Source organism: Aquimarina sp. MMG016, assembly GCF_018100805.1.
Lineage (GTDB): Bacteria > Bacteroidota > Bacteroidia > Flavobacteriales > Flavobacteriaceae > Aquimarina.
The window spans coordinates 717,889-734,374 of the sequence record NZ_JAGJEA010000002.1 but is presented as its reverse complement, the minus strand read 5'-3'; the positions used below and the strand labels follow the sequence as shown (position 1 = coordinate 734,374).

The 16,486-nt window shown below is 32.2% G+C and carries 17 protein-coding genes; 15 read left to right on the top strand and 2 right to left on the bottom strand.

Going from position 1 to position 16,486, the window contains the following annotated elements:
• Positions 1 to 389: 389 nt before the first annotated feature.
• The 5 genes from J8M14_RS06175 to J8M14_RS06155 all read left to right on the top strand — a co-directional run bounded on the left by J8M14_RS06175 (position 390) and on the right by J8M14_RS06155 (position 4,697).
• Entirely contained in the window at positions 390 to 944 is a 555-nt protein-coding gene (locus J8M14_RS06175; RefSeq protein ID WP_211073707.1) for a hypothetical protein, read from the top strand.
• A 226-nt stretch (positions 945 to 1,170) separates the two neighbouring features.
• The gene (gene tssD, locus J8M14_RS06170) at positions 1,171 to 1,863 is read left to right on the top strand and encodes a type VI secretion system tube protein TssD (RefSeq protein WP_211073706.1); all 693 of its coding nucleotides are present in this window, start codon (positions 1,171 to 1,173) and stop codon (positions 1,861 to 1,863) included.
• Positions 1,863 to 3,572: a LysM peptidoglycan-binding domain-containing protein gene (locus tag J8M14_RS06165; protein WP_211073705.1), complete on the top strand. Its 1,710-nt coding sequence runs from the start codon at positions 1,863 to 1,865 to the stop codon at positions 3,570 to 3,572. Before tssD ends, J8M14_RS06165 begins: the two co-directional genes overlap by 1 nt.
• On the top strand, positions 3,569 to 4,120 hold the full coding sequence (locus J8M14_RS06160; RefSeq protein WP_211073704.1) for a hypothetical protein: 552 nt from the start codon (positions 3,569 to 3,571) through the stop codon (positions 4,118 to 4,120). The genes J8M14_RS06165 and J8M14_RS06160 overlap by 4 nt, the downstream gene beginning before the upstream one ends.
• Positions 4,077 to 4,697 carry a hypothetical protein gene (locus J8M14_RS06155; RefSeq protein WP_211073703.1) on the top strand — a complete coding sequence of 207 codons (621 nt, stop codon included), beginning with the start codon at positions 4,077 to 4,079 and terminating at the stop codon, positions 4,695 to 4,697. Before J8M14_RS06160 ends, J8M14_RS06155 begins: the two co-directional genes overlap by 44 nt.
• Before the next feature lie 145 nt (positions 4,698 to 4,842).
• Here the strand turns inward: J8M14_RS06155 and J8M14_RS06150 are convergent, their stop codons facing one another.
• Complete coding sequence (locus J8M14_RS06150) at positions 4,843 to 4,995, bottom strand: hypothetical protein (protein ID WP_211073702.1); 153 nt, start codon at positions 4,993 to 4,995, stop codon at positions 4,843 to 4,845.
• A 64-nt stretch (positions 4,996 to 5,059) separates the two neighbouring features.
• Here J8M14_RS06150 and J8M14_RS06145 point away from each other — a divergent pair, with 64 nt between their 5' ends.
• From J8M14_RS06145 to J8M14_RS06115, 7 genes are all read left to right on the top strand, one after another.
• Positions 5,060 to 5,308 (top strand): hypothetical protein, encoded by a 249-nt coding sequence (locus tag J8M14_RS06145; RefSeq protein WP_211073701.1) that lies wholly within the window; start codon positions 5,060 to 5,062, stop codon positions 5,306 to 5,308.
• A 62-nt stretch (positions 5,309 to 5,370) separates the two neighbouring features.
• Positions 5,371 to 6,015, top strand: coding sequence for a DKNYY domain-containing protein (locus J8M14_RS06140; protein WP_211073700.1), 645 nt, complete (start codon positions 5,371 to 5,373; stop codon positions 6,013 to 6,015).
• A 106-nt stretch (positions 6,016 to 6,121) separates the two neighbouring features.
• Complete coding sequence (locus J8M14_RS06135) at positions 6,122 to 7,348, top strand: hypothetical protein (RefSeq protein WP_211073699.1); 1,227 nt, start codon at positions 6,122 to 6,124, stop codon at positions 7,346 to 7,348.
• Between the two features lie 57 nt (positions 7,349 to 7,405).
• Positions 7,406 to 8,077 (top strand): hypothetical protein, encoded by a 672-nt coding sequence (locus J8M14_RS06130; RefSeq protein WP_211073698.1) that lies wholly within the window; start codon positions 7,406 to 7,408, stop codon positions 8,075 to 8,077.
• A gap of 45 nt (positions 8,078 to 8,122) precedes the next feature.
• Positions 8,123 to 8,923, top strand: coding sequence for an SH3 domain-containing protein (locus tag J8M14_RS06125; RefSeq protein ID WP_211073697.1), 801 nt, complete (start codon positions 8,123 to 8,125; stop codon positions 8,921 to 8,923).
• A gap of 32 nt (positions 8,924 to 8,955) precedes the next feature.
• Positions 8,956 to 9,846 carry a hypothetical protein gene (locus tag J8M14_RS06120; protein ID WP_211073696.1) on the top strand — a complete coding sequence of 297 codons (891 nt, stop codon included), beginning with the start codon at positions 8,956 to 8,958 and terminating at the stop codon, positions 9,844 to 9,846.
• A gap of 2 nt (positions 9,847 to 9,848) precedes the next feature.
• Entirely contained in the window at positions 9,849 to 10,565 is a 717-nt protein-coding gene (locus J8M14_RS06115) for a hypothetical protein (protein ID WP_211073695.1), read from the top strand.
• 16 nt (positions 10,566 to 10,581) lie between these two features.
• On the opposite strand, the gene J8M14_RS06110 is transcribed toward J8M14_RS06115, so the two are convergent.
• Positions 10,582 to 11,532: an SH3 domain-containing protein gene (locus tag J8M14_RS06110; protein ID WP_211073694.1), complete on the bottom strand. Its 951-nt coding sequence runs from the start codon at positions 11,530 to 11,532 to the stop codon at positions 10,582 to 10,584.
• A gap of 386 nt (positions 11,533 to 11,918) precedes the next feature.
• Here J8M14_RS06110 and J8M14_RS06105 point away from each other — a divergent pair, with 386 nt between their 5' ends.
• The 3 genes from J8M14_RS06105 (at position 11,919) to J8M14_RS06095 (ending at position 16,384) form a co-directional block, all read left to right on the top strand.
• Positions 11,919 to 13,118, top strand: coding sequence for a right-handed parallel beta-helix repeat-containing protein (locus J8M14_RS06105; protein WP_211073693.1), 1,200 nt, complete (start codon positions 11,919 to 11,921; stop codon positions 13,116 to 13,118).
• Between the two features lie 328 nt (positions 13,119 to 13,446).
• Complete coding sequence (locus tag J8M14_RS06100) at positions 13,447 to 14,424, top strand: hypothetical protein (RefSeq protein WP_211073692.1); 978 nt, start codon at positions 13,447 to 13,449, stop codon at positions 14,422 to 14,424.
• 1 nt (position 14,425) lies between these two features.
• A complete protein-coding gene (locus J8M14_RS06095) occupies positions 14,426 to 16,384 on the top strand; it encodes a hypothetical protein (protein WP_211073691.1) in 1,959 nt (652 codons plus the stop codon).
• Positions 16,385 to 16,486: the final 102 nt, after the last annotated feature.

Below are 16,486 nucleotides of genomic sequence, written 5' to 3'. Positions count from 1 at the left end.
ATTCCTAATTCCTAATTCCTAATTCCTAATTCCTAATTCATAATTCATAACTCCCTGCCAAAACGCCAGTACGTTTACCATCAATACATTACAGCTGTCAGTAGCCATCCAGTGAGTAAGCGTAAAATTATTTCATGAAAACGTATTCCTTTCATGAGAAAGCGTAATTGAGCTCCCTAAAACCTAAAAACGATGTTCTTGTCAGTCTGTCATATCTGTAATTTCTGTAATACATTATTGTTGAGTCAACGGGTAATTGTTTAAAAATAAATCAGTTATAATTAAAAATTAACTAAAAATTATTAGTAAATATGTTAAAATATAGAATTATTGGTAAGGTTATTGAGCTATACAAGGCTCAATAAATTGTTGAACCTAAAACAAAAAGTATGAAAAATGTAGAGAACAACCGATTATCGGTTACGGTAGATCCACAAGTGATCACAGAAGTGAAAAACAGAATTGAGGAAATCAATACACTGTTACCATTTTTAACAGGATTGACTAAAAACGAGCGTGTTACCTTACCTAAAATCAATCGAAGCAACAAGGTTTTTGTAGAAGATGCATTAGATAGTATGCGTAAGAACGGAGACATTCTACCTAATTTTATTAGTGTAGAAGAAGTAGAGAAGGACTATGCTCTTTTTAATGAGTTAAAGTCTCTTGCTTTGGATGTAGAAGAATTATCCCGAAAAGTAAGCGACACTCGTATGCTTGCCGGATCCGAGGCTTTTACCACTTCGTTATTGGCGTATAAGATGTTTGGTGTGGCAGCCAATAGTGGAGTAGCAGGTGCCGAAGCATTGTATACCCGATTAAAAGAACGTTTTAATAGTACTGCAATCCAGACAACAGATACAAGTGTTGAAAACCAAACAGATCAAAATGATCAAAGTACCGATAGTACTACTGATGGGCAGTCCTCCGCAACTGCATCCTAATAGCGGAACAGATTAAATTTTTAATGACATCATGCCTTTCTTCCTGAAAGCGGAAGAAGAAGACACCCCCGGTAGCTGGACGCAACTATCGGGGGTGTTTTTTGGCAATTAGTTCTTCCCTTTGGTAGGGGAAATTATATTTTTTATCGAAAAACACCATAGCTATAGTCCTGCAAACATATATTTTACTATTTTCACTAGCTGAAAACGAAAAACCTACGAGCCTATGGCCTTTCAGGCAAAACTGTTTATCAATGGGGAAGAACGAAATGTTCTGGACAGTACTTTTTTATACAAACAATTAATCGATATCAATGGTCGACCTAAAACTAATGTACAAGGCGGTCAGATTCATTTTGTGATTGAGTCTACTAAGAATGATGAGTTGTTTTATGATTGGATGTTTACCGATCAGCAAACCTATCGTGGACATATCCGTTTTTATCATCGCGATGGATTTAGAAAACTTTTTGATTATGAGTTTGCTAATTGTTATTGTGTACTTCTAGAAGAAAAATTTAGCGCACAGGGCAATGCTCCTTTAAAGATGCACCTTACTTTATCGCCAGGTATCCAGCGGGTACGCGATCAGATTTTTGAAAAAGCCTGGAATCCCAATAATCCTTTTGTAGCCGCTGCGCCAGTGACGGAGCGGGAGGAGAAGGAACCGGAGATTGTAAGTGCAGCTTTTATAGATAGTAATGGAAATGAAGTAAAAAAGGTTACTGAGGGTAATATAATACTTCAGGTTGAAACTAAAGATATGGTTGGAGAAATGATATCTATTGATTTGTCAGATAATAATTATGATTTCTTATATAATGAAGAACTGATCGAGAATGATATATTAGAAGATATTTCAGTGCGTTCTGATCAAATTAGTATAGAATTAAAAGTAATCAAACAAAAAATTAGCTAATGCCAATTATATCACAAAGCAATAATTCCGCTAATAGTTTATCTATCCCTGCAATAGAAGTGGAACGTAAGTTAATTAAAGATGCTTATTTTGCTATAAGAAAAGATGAAGCAGTATACGAAGGAGAAGAATCAACCTATACAGTGGTATCTGGTGACACACTAGGGGAAATTGCTTCTGAGCATAATACTACTGTGGCAAAAATAAAAGCGGATAATGGTCTTTCTAGTACTTTAATTACTATAGGTCAAGAACTAATATTAAGTGCAGCCACTAAAAAAGGAGATAATATAAGTTTTGAAAAGATAAATGGTGCTAAGGTTGGGGATGAAGTGTATATTTTGGTAGAAACGGAAAATGCCCAGGACCTTGATTTAAAAATGAACATAAAACAAGGCTTAGAAAAAGGGATTGTAGAGCTAGATAAGGAACTTATAGTTCAACAAGACGAAAAAAATGTAGCTATAATAAAATCCAAAGTTGGTAATTATTTTAAAGATGATGAAAATGTGCTAAATAAGGATGATTATAAGGATTGGGCAATTGCGAAGGTTATATTAAATCCAGTAGATGATGATACAACCAAAAAATGGAATGAAGATTTAGATAAATTAAAAGATAAAAAGAGTAAGTTTTATATTTTAGTTGATGGACATTCGGATAACGATTTTTACATTACTTATCATGGTCGTAATCCTAATGATGAAGGAAAACCTGATCATAAAACTACTCCCAATTATTGGTTGGATATCGATGGAAAATGGTTTGAAATTGAAAAAGCTTGTGATTGTGGTAAGAGTTTAAATCTTAAATTTAAATGTGTCAAATATGGTAGTCAGTATGGACCTGTTTATTTTGGAACAACAAAAATTGATGCATATTCTGGCTGGAACAATTTAGTAACTCAAAATAAAGTTAGTAGTGAAGAAAAGGAAATTATTATTGCAGTTACTAAAAATGAAGGTAAATTGGATTCTGTTCAATCATATGACAGTGAAATATTTTCCGCTGGTTCCGTACAGAAGACAGTTAATTCATCTGGTAAAGGAGAATTTCCAAAACAGGTTACAAAGTTCAAGAATGATTTTCCAGATAAATACAAGGAATTTTTTGAGGATTGTGGTTGGATATTAGATAATAATACGCTGAGTTATAAAGACCCCTCAGATTCTTCGTCTACAAAGCTTACTGGTAGTACATTGAAGACTAAAATTAGAGAGGGTTTTGATAGTACATCATATGAGAGCAAACTAAAATGTAAAATATTAGAACCAATTGTTAAAGCCATGAAAGATCCAGATTTTCAAAGCTTACAGGTAATTGATGCAAAAAAACGTTTGAATAAAGTCGTGAAATTTAAGCCAAGTGGTTATTCCTATGAAATAAAGAGTTACTTGAAGTCTAAACTGGGTAAAGCAGTAGCACTTGATCATCATATAAATCGACCAGCATATGTAAAACCAGATTTAGCCGAAGCATTAGACAACTTTTTTGCCACTAAGGATGAAGAAGTGGACGAATACAATAAGGATAAGGATAAGAAAGATCATAAAGCTAAAATTTCTAGAAACCCGAATGAATGGGGTGAGAATCATTCAGATTATGAAACTATTATTCTGGAAGATTATGGGGTTAATAGACGGATGTCTAAAAGGGATGGTGTAAGTGTCGCTCCTGGAAGGTATGAACATTTAAAAACAGAATTATGAGATGTATAATAATATTACTATTAATTGCTTTTTCTTGTAAAAAAGAAAAAAAAGATAGTGCAGTTCATAAAAGTGAAGTTTTTTCTGTTGAAACAGTTATTGATAGCGTACAAAATAAAGTAGTTTTAGATACCATTAAATCAATAGTTAGAAATGACACTTTAGTTTTTCAACTAAAGAATCTTTCTATTTCTTTTATTGATAGAAAAGATGACTGTTGGAAGAGCATTCAAATTAAAAACTTACAAAACAAAGTTCTAACCGAAATTGAAACACCGAAAGAGATATGTTTTGAGAGAAATCGTATTTCTGATTTTTCTCCAAACCAAAAATATTTACTACTTCATGCTATTGAAAGAGGTATATTGTCAGATGGAAATTCAGTAGAAGAAGTTGAAAAATACAATTGCATGTTTTTAGATATAGAAAATAAAATTGTATCCGAGAAGTATAGTGATTTGTTCTGTAGTGGCGAATGGAAAAATCTAGATCAATGGATGGTAGATGAAGAAGAAAGTTATGATGGAAAAGATTTGTTTAAGAATTAGTATTGTTCTAATATTGATTTTTACTTCTTGTAAAATTAGTGTAGGTGAAACCTCCAAAGCAAATCCTTCTTTAATTATTGAAAAGGTTAAAAAACAAAAGGGTACAAATAAAAAACGTATTGACACTTTACCACTTGAAAAAGTGAAATTCAATACTAAATCTTTGTTTTTAGATTATTCCCAAATAACAAAAGAAAATGATAGTATACGAATTGTTGAATGGGAGTGTGGAAATCCTTTTAATTGGGAAGGAGAAAAATTTGAACATGTATATAAGGAAGAAGAAGAGTATGTCACTAACGAAAAGAAAGTTGTTTTGTTGAGAGCACCTTTTATCCTTAATAATAAGTTAGAATTTAAAATTGATGATAAAGAGATAACCTTTACTAAAGATACAGAAATTGAAAAATTCAAGAGTTTATTTCCTAACTCAGAAATTTCAGATTATACAAATGAAGGTAAGGGATATATTTGTTATGTAAGCTTTAATACAGATGTAACTGAAAATAGCTGGATGTTTTATTTTGATAAAAATAAAAAATTAGAGAAGTTTGAGCTTTACTGGTGGTTGTGTTAATCAGTGAATATTTGACTCATTAGATATATTGATATATTAAAAAAGCATTTAAAAATAGTTTTAATAAAGACTTATAATGAAAAATTATATATTAATATTGCTGGTTTTTTTTCTTTTCTTACTTGTAAAGGACATATCGACAAGGTTAAATCAAAACCATCATCAGAGCAAAATGTAAACTATAAAGAACCGGAAAAAATAGGGTTACTAATGGACAAGCAAAAGAAGAAACACCAGGAGAAGAGTTAAAGGAAGATTCTTTTTGTCTATTCTTAAAATCTAAAAATATTGCTTGCATTTATGAGGAAGTATATGATGAAAACCATTTTCTTAATGAAGTTTATACTATTAAAAATGTGAATTTGCGTGAAGTATTCACATTGATTAAAGGATATGAGTTTGGTACCGATGTAATAATTTTAGAGAAAAGGAAATTAGAGAATTACAAAGAAGAAAATGAAATACCTTATTACACTCAAACTATTATTAAAAGAGATGATAATACGATTTCAAGAATAAATTGTGAGTTTATGTTTGATGGTGGTGTTACCACAATTAAATTAAAACAACAAGGTAATGATGTTATCTTAAGAGTTGAATATTCTACCTAAGGAGTAAAAAAGTTGAACAATAATAACAAACACAAAAAATGGTATTCAACAAAAACCATTTTATGGAAACTATAAAGAAAATAGTATTAGTAATTTTAGGGCTATTCTTTTTTACTTCTCGTGCTCAAGATGAATACAATAAGGTTAAAGACTATTTGTATGGGGATAGTAACGGTAGTATATATGTTAAAGTAAAGAATTATCCTTTATTACATCCTTCAAAAGATATAAGTAAAGTAAAAGATTCTATTTACATAGACAGAGTGTATATGGCTACTTTAGAAGAAGAGAGAAAAATAAAAGAAGTCATTGATACAAAATCTTTTGTAAAAGTAAATAAAGGAGGTAATTATTATAGAGATAAAAATCACGTCTATATTTATGTTACAAGGCCTCATCCCTTTCCATTTTACTGTTTAAACAGTTCGGATATTAACTTCTTTGGAAAGCATAATGACTATATGATAAACGATAAAAACGAAGTTTACTATCAAGCAAATCGTATAGAAAGTATAGATCCATCAAAATTTGAATTGATGTATTTAAAAAATGAAAAAGAAACTTTTGAATATGAATTATATACAGATGGTGAAACTATTTATATAGAAAATCTTAAATTAGATGAGGAAAGATTAATTCATATGGATCTACCTAAAAAGTATGTAGATTCGCTTAAGGCTGTTTTTTTTACAACCAGAGAGAAATAATAGAAAATTTTCCAAAACATGTAATAGAGAGTATGGGGAAATAGATTTTGTTTTAATGGTTATGTTGAAAAAATGTAAACTATAGTAAAACCATGTCATTTTCCTTTTGAGAACAGAAACTATTACAAATTTTAAACATCAATTTATTATAAAAAAAACGGCATTATATATATTCGTAATTTGTCTTTATTCCTGCAATCCTAACCAAGAAAAGAGATCCACTTCAATAGAAACAAAAGTCTATACAGAAGTTCCAGCTAAGCATACTGTCAAAGAAACCCCTCCAAAGGCAGAAAACGCTACCGAACAGGTCGAAGAACTATACTTAAAAGAAGAGGAAAAAGAGCAATCCATAACGTTAAAAAGTGAAGCTTTTAAACCCGCTCCGTTTATAGCCAAAATACTAGAACAGTTAGACATCCAACCCGTAGCAGTTTATGAAGAATTTATTGTCCAGAAAGTATTGCCTTATGATATAACAAGTACGGTTGTGATCATCCCTACCATTGCTAGTGTAGAAGATGATGGATATTCTTTTTCGTTACACAGTTATGTTTTGGTCGTAGATTCAGAAACAGCTAGTATTAAGCAACAATTTTACGAAAGTGAAAGCTGGTATTCTGATGCTATACGTATAGAGGAAATTTCTATTGACACTGCCAATTATAAAGTAGCAGAAGGCAAGAGAGCTTTTGGAGTCGAACTCTTTTATATAGGTGCTTCCAACCCAAACCCATATAATTCTGGAAGTATTTCTCTTTTTATGCCCGATGAACATAAGTTAGTAAAAGTGCTGGATTCTTTTGAGATACATTCTTATTGGGGAGAATGGGATATGAGATGTACCGGTGAGTTTATTAGTGTTCATAAAACTCTGATTATGGATTCTAATCAGACCGAGGGATTTTATGATATTCAGGTTCGTATTGACACGACCACTATGGAAACCTTTGCGAAAGGAGAAGATGACTGTGATGAAAAGGAAACCACCCAAAAATCACAACAAACCCTGAAATATAAGAAGGGCAAGTATGAAATCTCCAAAAAAGTATATACCCTAGAAACCGAATCTGTTTGTGGGTTACAAATCGTATTAGAAGGCGATCGATATCATATGAAAACGAATAAACGAGAGCATTCAGGAACCTTTTTAGTTAAAGATGGTAGTATTACCTTTAAAGGATTACTTACAGATGATCCTAAAGTTGAAGTCCAAGGAGCTTATGATGGAAATGAAATTATAATACAGAATTATGGAAACGCAATGAATCCATTTACCGTATTTAAAGAATGTGCTGATCAAAAATATTTGCATTTGGTAAAAAAGGAATAATCTTTGTTTCTCCCCAATTAAAAAAGATACGTTAACTTGCCATTTTTAGGATCACTTATGAAGAACATCTTATGTATTGCTATGGTTTTAATAGCTATTCAAAGCTATGCCCAACATAAAGACTATACAGCTACTATTCAGGACATATCTCAAGAAAGAGATAAGATCAAAAACTTATATGATGCGGCAGATGCAGCTGGAAAAAACGCTATAATTGCAACCACCAGAACATATATTTTTCAATCCCTTGTGAATGATGTTTTTCCATTTTGGTACGGAACCCCCTGGGATTTTAATGGGCATACCAAAACTCCAGGAGAAGGTAAAATTGCCTGTGGTTATTTTGTAACCACTACATTACAAGATGTCGGATTTAATATCCCCAGGTACAAATGGGCACAATCTGCTTCAGAAATGTTCATTAAAAAACTAGCTCACCCACAGGTAAAACGTTTTACCAATGCACCACTTACTACAATACAAGAGTTTCTCCGGACTAGCGGTGATGGATTATACCTGGTTGGCTTAGATGACCACACTGGTTTTATTAGTGTAGACAACCAAAAGATACGATTTATCCATGCCAGCTATTACCAACCCGAGATTGGAGTGATGTCAGAGCCTTTAGATTCAGAAAACCCTTTGAAATATTCTAAGTATAGAGTGATTGGTAAATTACTGTCAGATACCATGGTTCGTAATTGGATTCAGGCTCGTCGCTATGATTAATTTAATATTCTTTACCATTTTAATTTAATTATGATAAGAAAACAAATGAAAACCCATCAATTAATGGGGCTGCTTTCAATACTATTTTTTTTCAATGTATTGAATTTATGTTGTCAGGAATACTATTACGTTACTGCAACCAATGGCTTAGTAATACGTGATCAACCTGCGACTACTGGTAAACGCATTGAAAAATTACCCTTTGGCACCCAGGTCGAAGTGATTCATAAAACAGGAATAGAACTAAGCATCAAAGATGATGGAAAAGAAATAAAAGGTGAATGGGTAGAGATTAAGCTTGCATTTCCATTTTCAATAGTAGAAGAGGGCAGTAGTTATGTTTTTAATGGATATTTAAAAGATCATGAAAAGTTTGTTACCACGGTAACTCAAATATTAGAAGCACATGATCTCACTGAGACTTATAATTTACGAACCGATAATAATCCTTTTTATCTAAAAGGAGATTTTAATGGGGATCAAGTAGAAGATCACGCAATCCTTATTAGGGATAAAAATAATAATTCAGAAAATGAACTCCCGGATGGTAAAATAGCCATCATACATCAGGCAGATTCTCCTAAAATTATTGTTTTAGGAAGTAAAGACGATCCATTTGGGGATTCTAATTATAATTGGGTAGGATATTTTGAAAAGGTGTCTAAGGGTACCAAAATCTGGTCTAATTGGGATGATGAAAAAGATGATTTTCTCATGGAAGATCCACCGGAGCATAAAAAACACAAATTGCTAACAGATGCGTTTTTTGTTCATAACCTAGAATCTTGCGGTGGTGGTTATATTTATTGGAATAAAGGAACTTATAAATGGATGCAAGTAGAGTAATATATATTAGACATACATTGGTATCGGTTTTTATGAAATTAACAATAGCATTCCTCTTCTTTTTTGAATGTGCATATGCTCAAATAGACTTTAGTAAAGAATGGGCTGCAATAGAACATGAGTATGTGGATGGGAATGATTCCGTAAAAGAGATTTCGTCATTTCTTCTAGAAGATTATGACTTTAGTTCCATACTACAATATGATTATCCATCATATGATCAGCAATTATCGTTGCCAATGAATGGTATCTTTGGGATTAGAAATGAGAAAATAGAGATTTTCTTTTCAGAAGTGAATCGTTCTAAAAATCCTAGAGAATATGAAGTAAAAGGGAAATCAAACCTAAAAGGTACTATCTGTAACTTTTCAGGAAAGATTACATTGAATAAAGCCGTAATCTATAATAAAAATAAAGAGGTGGAGTATCAGAGAATTGTGGTTATTGGTACATATAATTTAAAAGAAGATAGATCACAAAAGGGTTCAGGTATTTTTAAGGGAGGACTTAAGTTAGTGTTGTTTCCTACACAAAGAATGGATAGCCAAAAAATTTCTTTTAATCTTGGTGCTGATGTTGAGGAAGGAGCGATAAAAGGTTTCGTTGGTACCTGGAAGGGATATGGTAAAGAGAACTTAAAAAAATGCATCTTTGGCTTTTATAGGTTTCCATACGAATATGCTCCGCATTTTGATTTAGGAGCTGGCGAACAAGTTATTCATCTTAAATATGCCAAAACATGGTTCGATTATTCCGAAAAGGAATGGGAAGCAATATATCATAGGGTAAGAAAAGATAAAGACCTGGATTCCATACCCAATAAGGACCCTTATATTTACCTGTTTTATGATAAATATGGAATTCATACCGGCGAACCTACATTTAGGAAAAAAGGAAAAGACAAATGGTATCTAAAAAAATAAAGATGAAGCAGCTACTACTTTTCTCAATGATTGGTTTGTTTTTCTTCTCCTGCAATACGGATGAAAAAAAGAACAGGAAGAGTATTGTTAACCTGGAGGTTATAAGCGAAAAGGTAGAAGAACCAAAAAAAGTAGAAGAAACCGATATTGGAGAACTCACAGATAATAAACACAAGAGATATAATTTAGAAAGGTACAAACCTGAAATCAATCAATTTGGCAATAGGACTGTTTTAAATACTGATGTTGACAATACCGTCCAACTAGAAAAGAATAGTTTTTCATTTTTATTTTATACACCACCTAACGAACCGGAATCAAAAAATCATTATGGTGTTAAAGTAGCGGCTTTTGTTGATCGTGACTTGTTTGGTCAAACCCAAGCAGATACTTCAATAGAAGAAATACAATATTTTGCTATAGGTACTTCTTTAGCCTCCAAAAGTAAACATCATTTGCATATTGATCACATTGCCCATAATTACATTTTTTATAATAATAGTAATTTCTATAGAGCAATGTTAATGCAAAAACTACCGGATGGGGTGCATAAGATCAAATGGGATATTGATAGACTTTTTATTGATGATGGTAGATTAGACGTTACTCTAAAAGAAACTTCAATAAAGACAATATATCTAATTGTTTTTCAGGATTATAACAGGAATGAAATTGTAGATAAAGGAGAATTCATTAAAGTAATATTAGAATTAAGATGACCTTCTGGAATCTAGATTACAAACAGGGGCACCCAAACAAATCAAGAAAACTTGAAAAGTCGATTTTTACCTGATCTTCATCAAAATGAATAATCTGGCGATAAGGTTCTTTATCAATAACCGAAATGTCATTATCATTTCTGTACCCAAAATAATATGTGCCATATTTAGCAAATAACTTAATATGTCCACTATCACCAGCAAATATACAATCAGCCCATAAATGCCTGATATTATATTGATAGTTGTAATGAGCGGTTTCTTTAGGATATGATTTGTAGTCTAAATCCAAATTAATTTTAGAGGCAAAAATTGGCTTTCCATACTTTTGTAATACATCATTATCTAATGTTAATACTACAAAACTTTCACCACATTCTGTAATATGAAATAATACGTTAGTAGCTTTCATTTTGACCCTTCCTTTTTCACAATACACATAAAAATAATCATGAATAAGATGGTTAAAAGCTTTGGTGACTTTTTGGTTCTTAAATAATCGAACAAACGTATTTTGATAATATGGCTGTTCTTTAGTTGTTTTCCCATTGTAGAAAAAATCATCAAGATTTATTTTGGAATAATCTAAAAACTCATCTACATTAAGAAGCACAATACCATTAATATCCTTATTAAATTGGTACACTCCATAAAATCGATCAAACATTTTGTTAACAGAACCAAGGTTTTTATAAGAGTTTTTTATTTCTTTTTTAGTAGCCAAATATCCACCAAACACATATGATGGATCAGTTGATACAGAATCATTCTCGATCTCGTACCATTCTCCATGAATGGGATATCCCTGTTCATCGACTTCATAAGTAATAGCTGTCTTTTTCCTTACAGTCACCTTCGTTCGATAAGGAAGTTTGCCAATTCTTTTACTATTGGGATCAGGTTCGGTTCTTACGGATAATCCATTAGGAGCAGTTACCCAATAACCTTCTGTTTCTTGAGCTGGCACAAGATGGCAACAAAATAAGAGGCAAAGAAAAATAATGATTTTAGGGATTCTTACATGCATATATAGTATAAAGATAGAAAAGTACATATAAAATGTAAGATATTAAAGATATAAACCGGGTTACATCCAAACGATTATACTAATCAGAAAAAAACAGCACCTCCCTTTGGCAAAGGGAGGTGGCTTTCGCGCTTTGTTAAAAGTGCTAAAGACGGTGGGTTTGCTACACGTTTTTATATAAAGAAGATGTATATAACACATTTCTTCCTGAAATCTGGAGAAAACGACAGCCCTGATGGCTATACCCAACCACCAGGCTTTTTATAGTAAGTATTGTATATTAGCCAGAGCAATAGGGCTGGAGGCCTTTATATACCAAATATTGGATGACAATAGCAATGAGAATTTATTATATATGGTTTTTTAGTGTGTGTAACATTTTGGCTATAGGGGCACAAACCAAAAATACGATTACGGTGTCCAGCACAGAAGAATTTATTAAGGCTCTTAATGATAATACAGAGATTATTATACAAAGCGATACCATAGACCTTACTACAGAAAAACTAGAAAAACTCCTGGGAGGCCAGGTTGCTTTCGACTATCAACCAACCCCCAAAAGCTGTTTTGTTTCCTCAGAAGGATTTGTGCTATATGGGTATGAGGACTTAACCATAAGAGCAGAACGCCCGGTTGATCTAATTTCTGATAATGATTTTGATGACATTCTTATCTTTGATCATTGTAGTACTATACGGCTCGAAAACTTGTCGGTCTTTCATACCAATGAAACTTGTAACGGCTCTGTAGTATCGATAATGTTCTCAGACCGAATCCATATCCGATCCTGTGCATTTAATGGTAGTGGTGGTATCGGTATGAATATCATAGGCTCAAAAGATATTAGTGTAGAGGACTCTCAGATTTTTAACAATGTATTCCATGCGGTATATGCCATAAATGCCCATCAAATCCGGTTTTATGACACCCATATCTATGGCAATCATGATTGGGGAGATGCACTGATCCATACCGAGGCAGCCGCAGTACAATTTTTTGATTGTATCATAGAAAACAATAGTGCTCCCAGACTCTGTAACCAACCTTACTGGGACTATAGTCCGGATTTTGTACCTGCCTTTACCCGATGTGATATTGCTAATAATGATACAGACTATACCGTTCCTGAACAAGCTCAGGAAACCACCCCAAAGTCATATCACAGGCAGTATGCCATGCTACAAACATTTCTGGAAATATTAAGAGATGAAGCAGATAGTGATTATGACGCCCGATTACCGGAATTGTTAAGTTTTTTTGAAGAAGATACAGCACGTCTATCCGGTAATGCGATGTCTCGTACAGATTTTAGCGAGTGGTATGATACCTTAAAACAAAGCAAAGACTACCCCGAATTAGAAGTACAGTCGATTACCCCTACTGATCCCAATCGGTTTACAGTAAAGCTGCACATCAGAGGGCGTAACCATGTCTCTGATCAAGAACCCGATAAGGTGATATGGAACTATACCTTTAACAAAAAAGACCAGATCCTGCACATCGAGGAAATAGCACCACAAGAATAAGAGTATTGTAATACAACACCCCCGATAGTTGGACGCAACTACCGGGGGTGTTTTTGTATTTATACCCCCTAATGGGTATTTTCTGATGTGATTTCAAGCAATATATTTAGGGTTATAAAAAGGGGTGTGTTTCTGTTTAGATATTTTATGTTAACAAATATTTTCCCCATTTAACATTTTTTGTTAACTTAGAAGCAACGTAAAATCTTAACAACCCCATATCCGAGGAAATTCTTGGGTATGGGGTTTTTATATAAGGTTATAAAAGAAATACGTTGGCAGCAATTAAAACAAACTAAGATGAAAAATAATCCTAACTACAATTAAAATGAAATATATTTTAAAATTTATATTGCCCATTTATATAATTTCCTGTAATGGACAAGAGCCTAAAAAAGAAATAATAGAAATTGAAAATTATAGTAGTTACAATGATACTGAGTTAAAAAAGGACCAAGAGGTAGACAAAGTAAAAACTAATTATGACACCATAATTCAAAATTCTTTAAGCCTAGTAGGTTTACCAAACTCAGATATAGAAGTTAGAAAGGTGCCTCGATACGGAGCTTATGCTGTAATTTCAAAAAATTGTAAAAGAAGATTTTTCTTATACAATGAGGTGTTTTTTGATTCTGTTATTTCTGTTACAAAATCACATCTCCCTATAAAAAGTATTTGTTTTCATGAATTTGCTCATCATTTTTATAGGCATCCATTAAAGTCCAGATGGGAATCCAAAGTTCATGAATTGGAAGCAGATAGATATTCTGGTTTTCAAATGAGGTTGATTGGAGCAACTTTAGAACAAAGTATTGCTGCTATGCAGCATTTTGGAAATGAAACAGATACTAATACCCATCCAAAAAAATCAATTCGGATAAAAGAAATTGAAGCAGGTTATATTGATGCTAGTATTAGAGTTTTTAAAGATTCCACACTTATCAAAAGAGACAGTTTAATTCAAAAGAATGAAATTCTTTATGCCTTTCAAGAGGTGGATAAGCTTAACAAAGACTTTAAAGATTTCAATAAAAAAGATTTTGAAAAAGATGGAATACTAAGTTTTGAAACCAAATTTACGCTTCCTGCTTATAGCTTTTTAGGCAAAATCCTAATAATAAATAATAACAACGAAGTTTTCGACCTTGCTACTAATGAAAAGGTAGGTAGAATTACTATACCTTACTCAAATGCAGAATTTGAATTATTAAAATTTGAAGCATCTACATACAAGGTCGAAAATGGCATTATATATTCTATGAATCAATTAGGAACACCAATAAAATTAGGAACTAAAATTAACTAACATGAAAAAACTAATACTCTCTATTATCGCTATCCTAACAATTCAATTTGTTATAGCCCAAAACGCATATTATGATGCTCTATTTTTAAAAACCATTAGCGCAGATGGTCTTGATGAGGTTAAAAATGCAAATGGTCAAGGAATTTTTCTTACCGATGAAGAAATAATACAAATTGATTATGCAAAAGATTTTTTAACAAACCCCTTTAAAGATTTTAGCACTTATTTTGATGTTTCTTTAGTTAGGAGTGCGATTAATAAATACAATAAAGCTTTTGAATTTACTGATGGTATGGGGTTTGCAGGAGGAGGTGCATTAGGAATTATAGCAAATGCTATTTCGGGTGACTTCTCATTAAGTGCAGAAGATCAAACAAAAATACTAGATGGTTTGACAAAATATTATGCTGAGGAATTCAAAAAGGCTCAATTACTCACTTATATGCAAACCTTTGAAAGCACAATTGGTCAAATAGGTGAACTACAAGTTTTATTTCCGAATACCTTCGAGAAACTTAAAAATACCAATCCATCTAAATTTCCTGAATTAGGTGATGAGTATAAGGAAATTTTTAATCAAGATTTAAAAGCTCTTATAGATAACCTTATAAAACATGTAGAGAATCATAAAAAAACTGATGCTTTAGAAAGTAAACTTAAATTCTTAAATGAAGCTAATAACAGTAATATAAAAAATAAGTCTTATTATGGCACCTTAAAAATATCTGCTGATATAAGTTCTAAGCTGATTAACAATTATCACCCTGTTGACCTCTTTAATTATTTGGATGAAATTTATTATAAGGAAAGCTATTTATCTGGTGCTACTAAACTTGATGAAAAATTAGGTGTGATTATACATGGTGTAAATCTTTTTCAAAGAAATCTATTAGATACATCTAAAGTCAAAACAGCTCAATTTTCAAATGTTTGGTTGAATCATGAAAAGTTTAATAAAATCAATACTCTTCAAGAATGGAAATATTTTGCAGGATTAATCTATCAACAAGATAAAAAATTCTTTAAAAAAGTATTGTTTGATCCAACTAAGGCAGGTTTCGATTTTTCTACCACGGAAATCCAGTCTATTAAGGAAACTTACATAAAACTACTTTCATCCTTAAATCAAGTGCAAGAATTTAGAAATAACCTTACTGAGGATAATCTAAATGATAACTATTTAGAATATATGAAAATTGTAACTAATGTATTTCAAAATGCTAATTACAATAATGAGGACATCTCAAAGTTCTTAACAATTTCAAATTATGCTTTACACTTATATGATAATGCTAGAAGTAAAGATTACAGCAACTCCATTCACTATCTCACCTTGATTTTGAATGAATTCTTAGGAACAAATGCTACCTACTTAGAAACGATGCAAAAGATTGACCAATACGGCACTTTTATGACAGATGTAATAGATAGTGAAGATTCTGATGAAGTGAAGGAAGTTATAAAAAAACATGCTGCTCCTCCCGCTAGCTTCATTCTCAAACGAGAGTATGCTAGAACCTTTTCAATAACAGGTCAACCAGGTTATTTCATAAGTGGAGAAAGCTTGGATGATGAATTTGGTTTAGTATCTGGAATTACTCTACCTATAGGATTTGAATATACTTTCAAATTAAAACATGGTCAAGAGAATAGTGCTTCCTTTGGGATTTTTGCTCAAGTAATTGATTTAGGCGCCATGTTAAATTTCCGAGTATCTGATGATACATCTACCCTTCCTGATAATGTAGAATTTAGTCAGATTTTTTCGCCAGGCGGTTCCTTGACATACGGATTCAAAAACTCCCCTTTAACTCTCGGTTTAGGTTATCAATATACTCCTGAATTGAGACAAGTAACTCTGGAAAATGGAAATGAGATATCCCCAAATGGACATAGAATTTTCTTAAGACTTGCTTGGGATATTCCGTTTTTGAACATTTGGAAAAGTAAAGCAAAATAACGGCTGCCAATTCTATTACCTCAAATAATCGTCTACATTTCGCTCACGGTATTATGTATAAGATCGATGGAAAGCAACAAAGCATGTATAATGAACAAAAGT

Coding starts and splice junctions, on each gene's coding strand:
- J8M14_RS06165 (WP_211073705.1), top strand. CDS start 1,863: ATGCCAATTATATCACAAAGCAATAATTCCGCTAATAGTTTATCTATC.
- J8M14_RS06115 (WP_211073695.1), top strand. CDS start 9,849: ATGAAGCAGCTACTACTTTTCTCAATGATTGGTTTGTTTTTCTTCTCC.
- J8M14_RS06125 (WP_211073697.1), top strand. CDS start 8,123: ATGAAAACCCATCAATTAATGGGGCTGCTTTCAATACTATTTTTTTTC.
- J8M14_RS06100 (WP_211073692.1), top strand. CDS start 13,447: ATGAAATATATTTTAAAATTTATATTGCCCATTTATATAATTTCCTGT.
- J8M14_RS06155 (WP_211073703.1), top strand. CDS start 4,077: ATGAAGAAGAAAGTTATGATGGAAAAGATTTGTTTAAGAATTAGTATT.
- J8M14_RS06140 (WP_211073700.1), top strand. CDS start 5,371: ATGGAAACTATAAAGAAAATAGTATTAGTAATTTTAGGGCTATTCTTT.
- J8M14_RS06160 (WP_211073704.1), top strand. CDS start 3,569: ATGAGATGTATAATAATATTACTATTAATTGCTTTTTCTTGTAAAAAA.
- J8M14_RS06095 (WP_211073691.1), top strand. CDS start 14,426: ATGAAAAAACTAATACTCTCTATTATCGCTATCCTAACAATTCAATTT.
- J8M14_RS06150 (WP_211073702.1), bottom strand. CDS start 4,995: ATGCAAGCAATATTTTTAGATTTTAAGAATAGACAAAAAGAATCTTCC.
- J8M14_RS06120 (WP_211073696.1), top strand. CDS start 8,956: ATGAAATTAACAATAGCATTCCTCTTCTTTTTTGAATGTGCATATGCT.
- J8M14_RS06175 (WP_211073707.1), top strand. CDS start 390: ATGAAAAATGTAGAGAACAACCGATTATCGGTTACGGTAGATCCACAA.
- tssD (WP_211073706.1), top strand. CDS start 1,171: ATGGCCTTTCAGGCAAAACTGTTTATCAATGGGGAAGAACGAAATGTT.
- J8M14_RS06130 (WP_211073698.1), top strand. CDS start 7,406: ATGAAGAACATCTTATGTATTGCTATGGTTTTAATAGCTATTCAAAGC.
- J8M14_RS06105 (WP_211073693.1), top strand. CDS start 11,919: ATGACAATAGCAATGAGAATTTATTATATATGGTTTTTTAGTGTGTGT.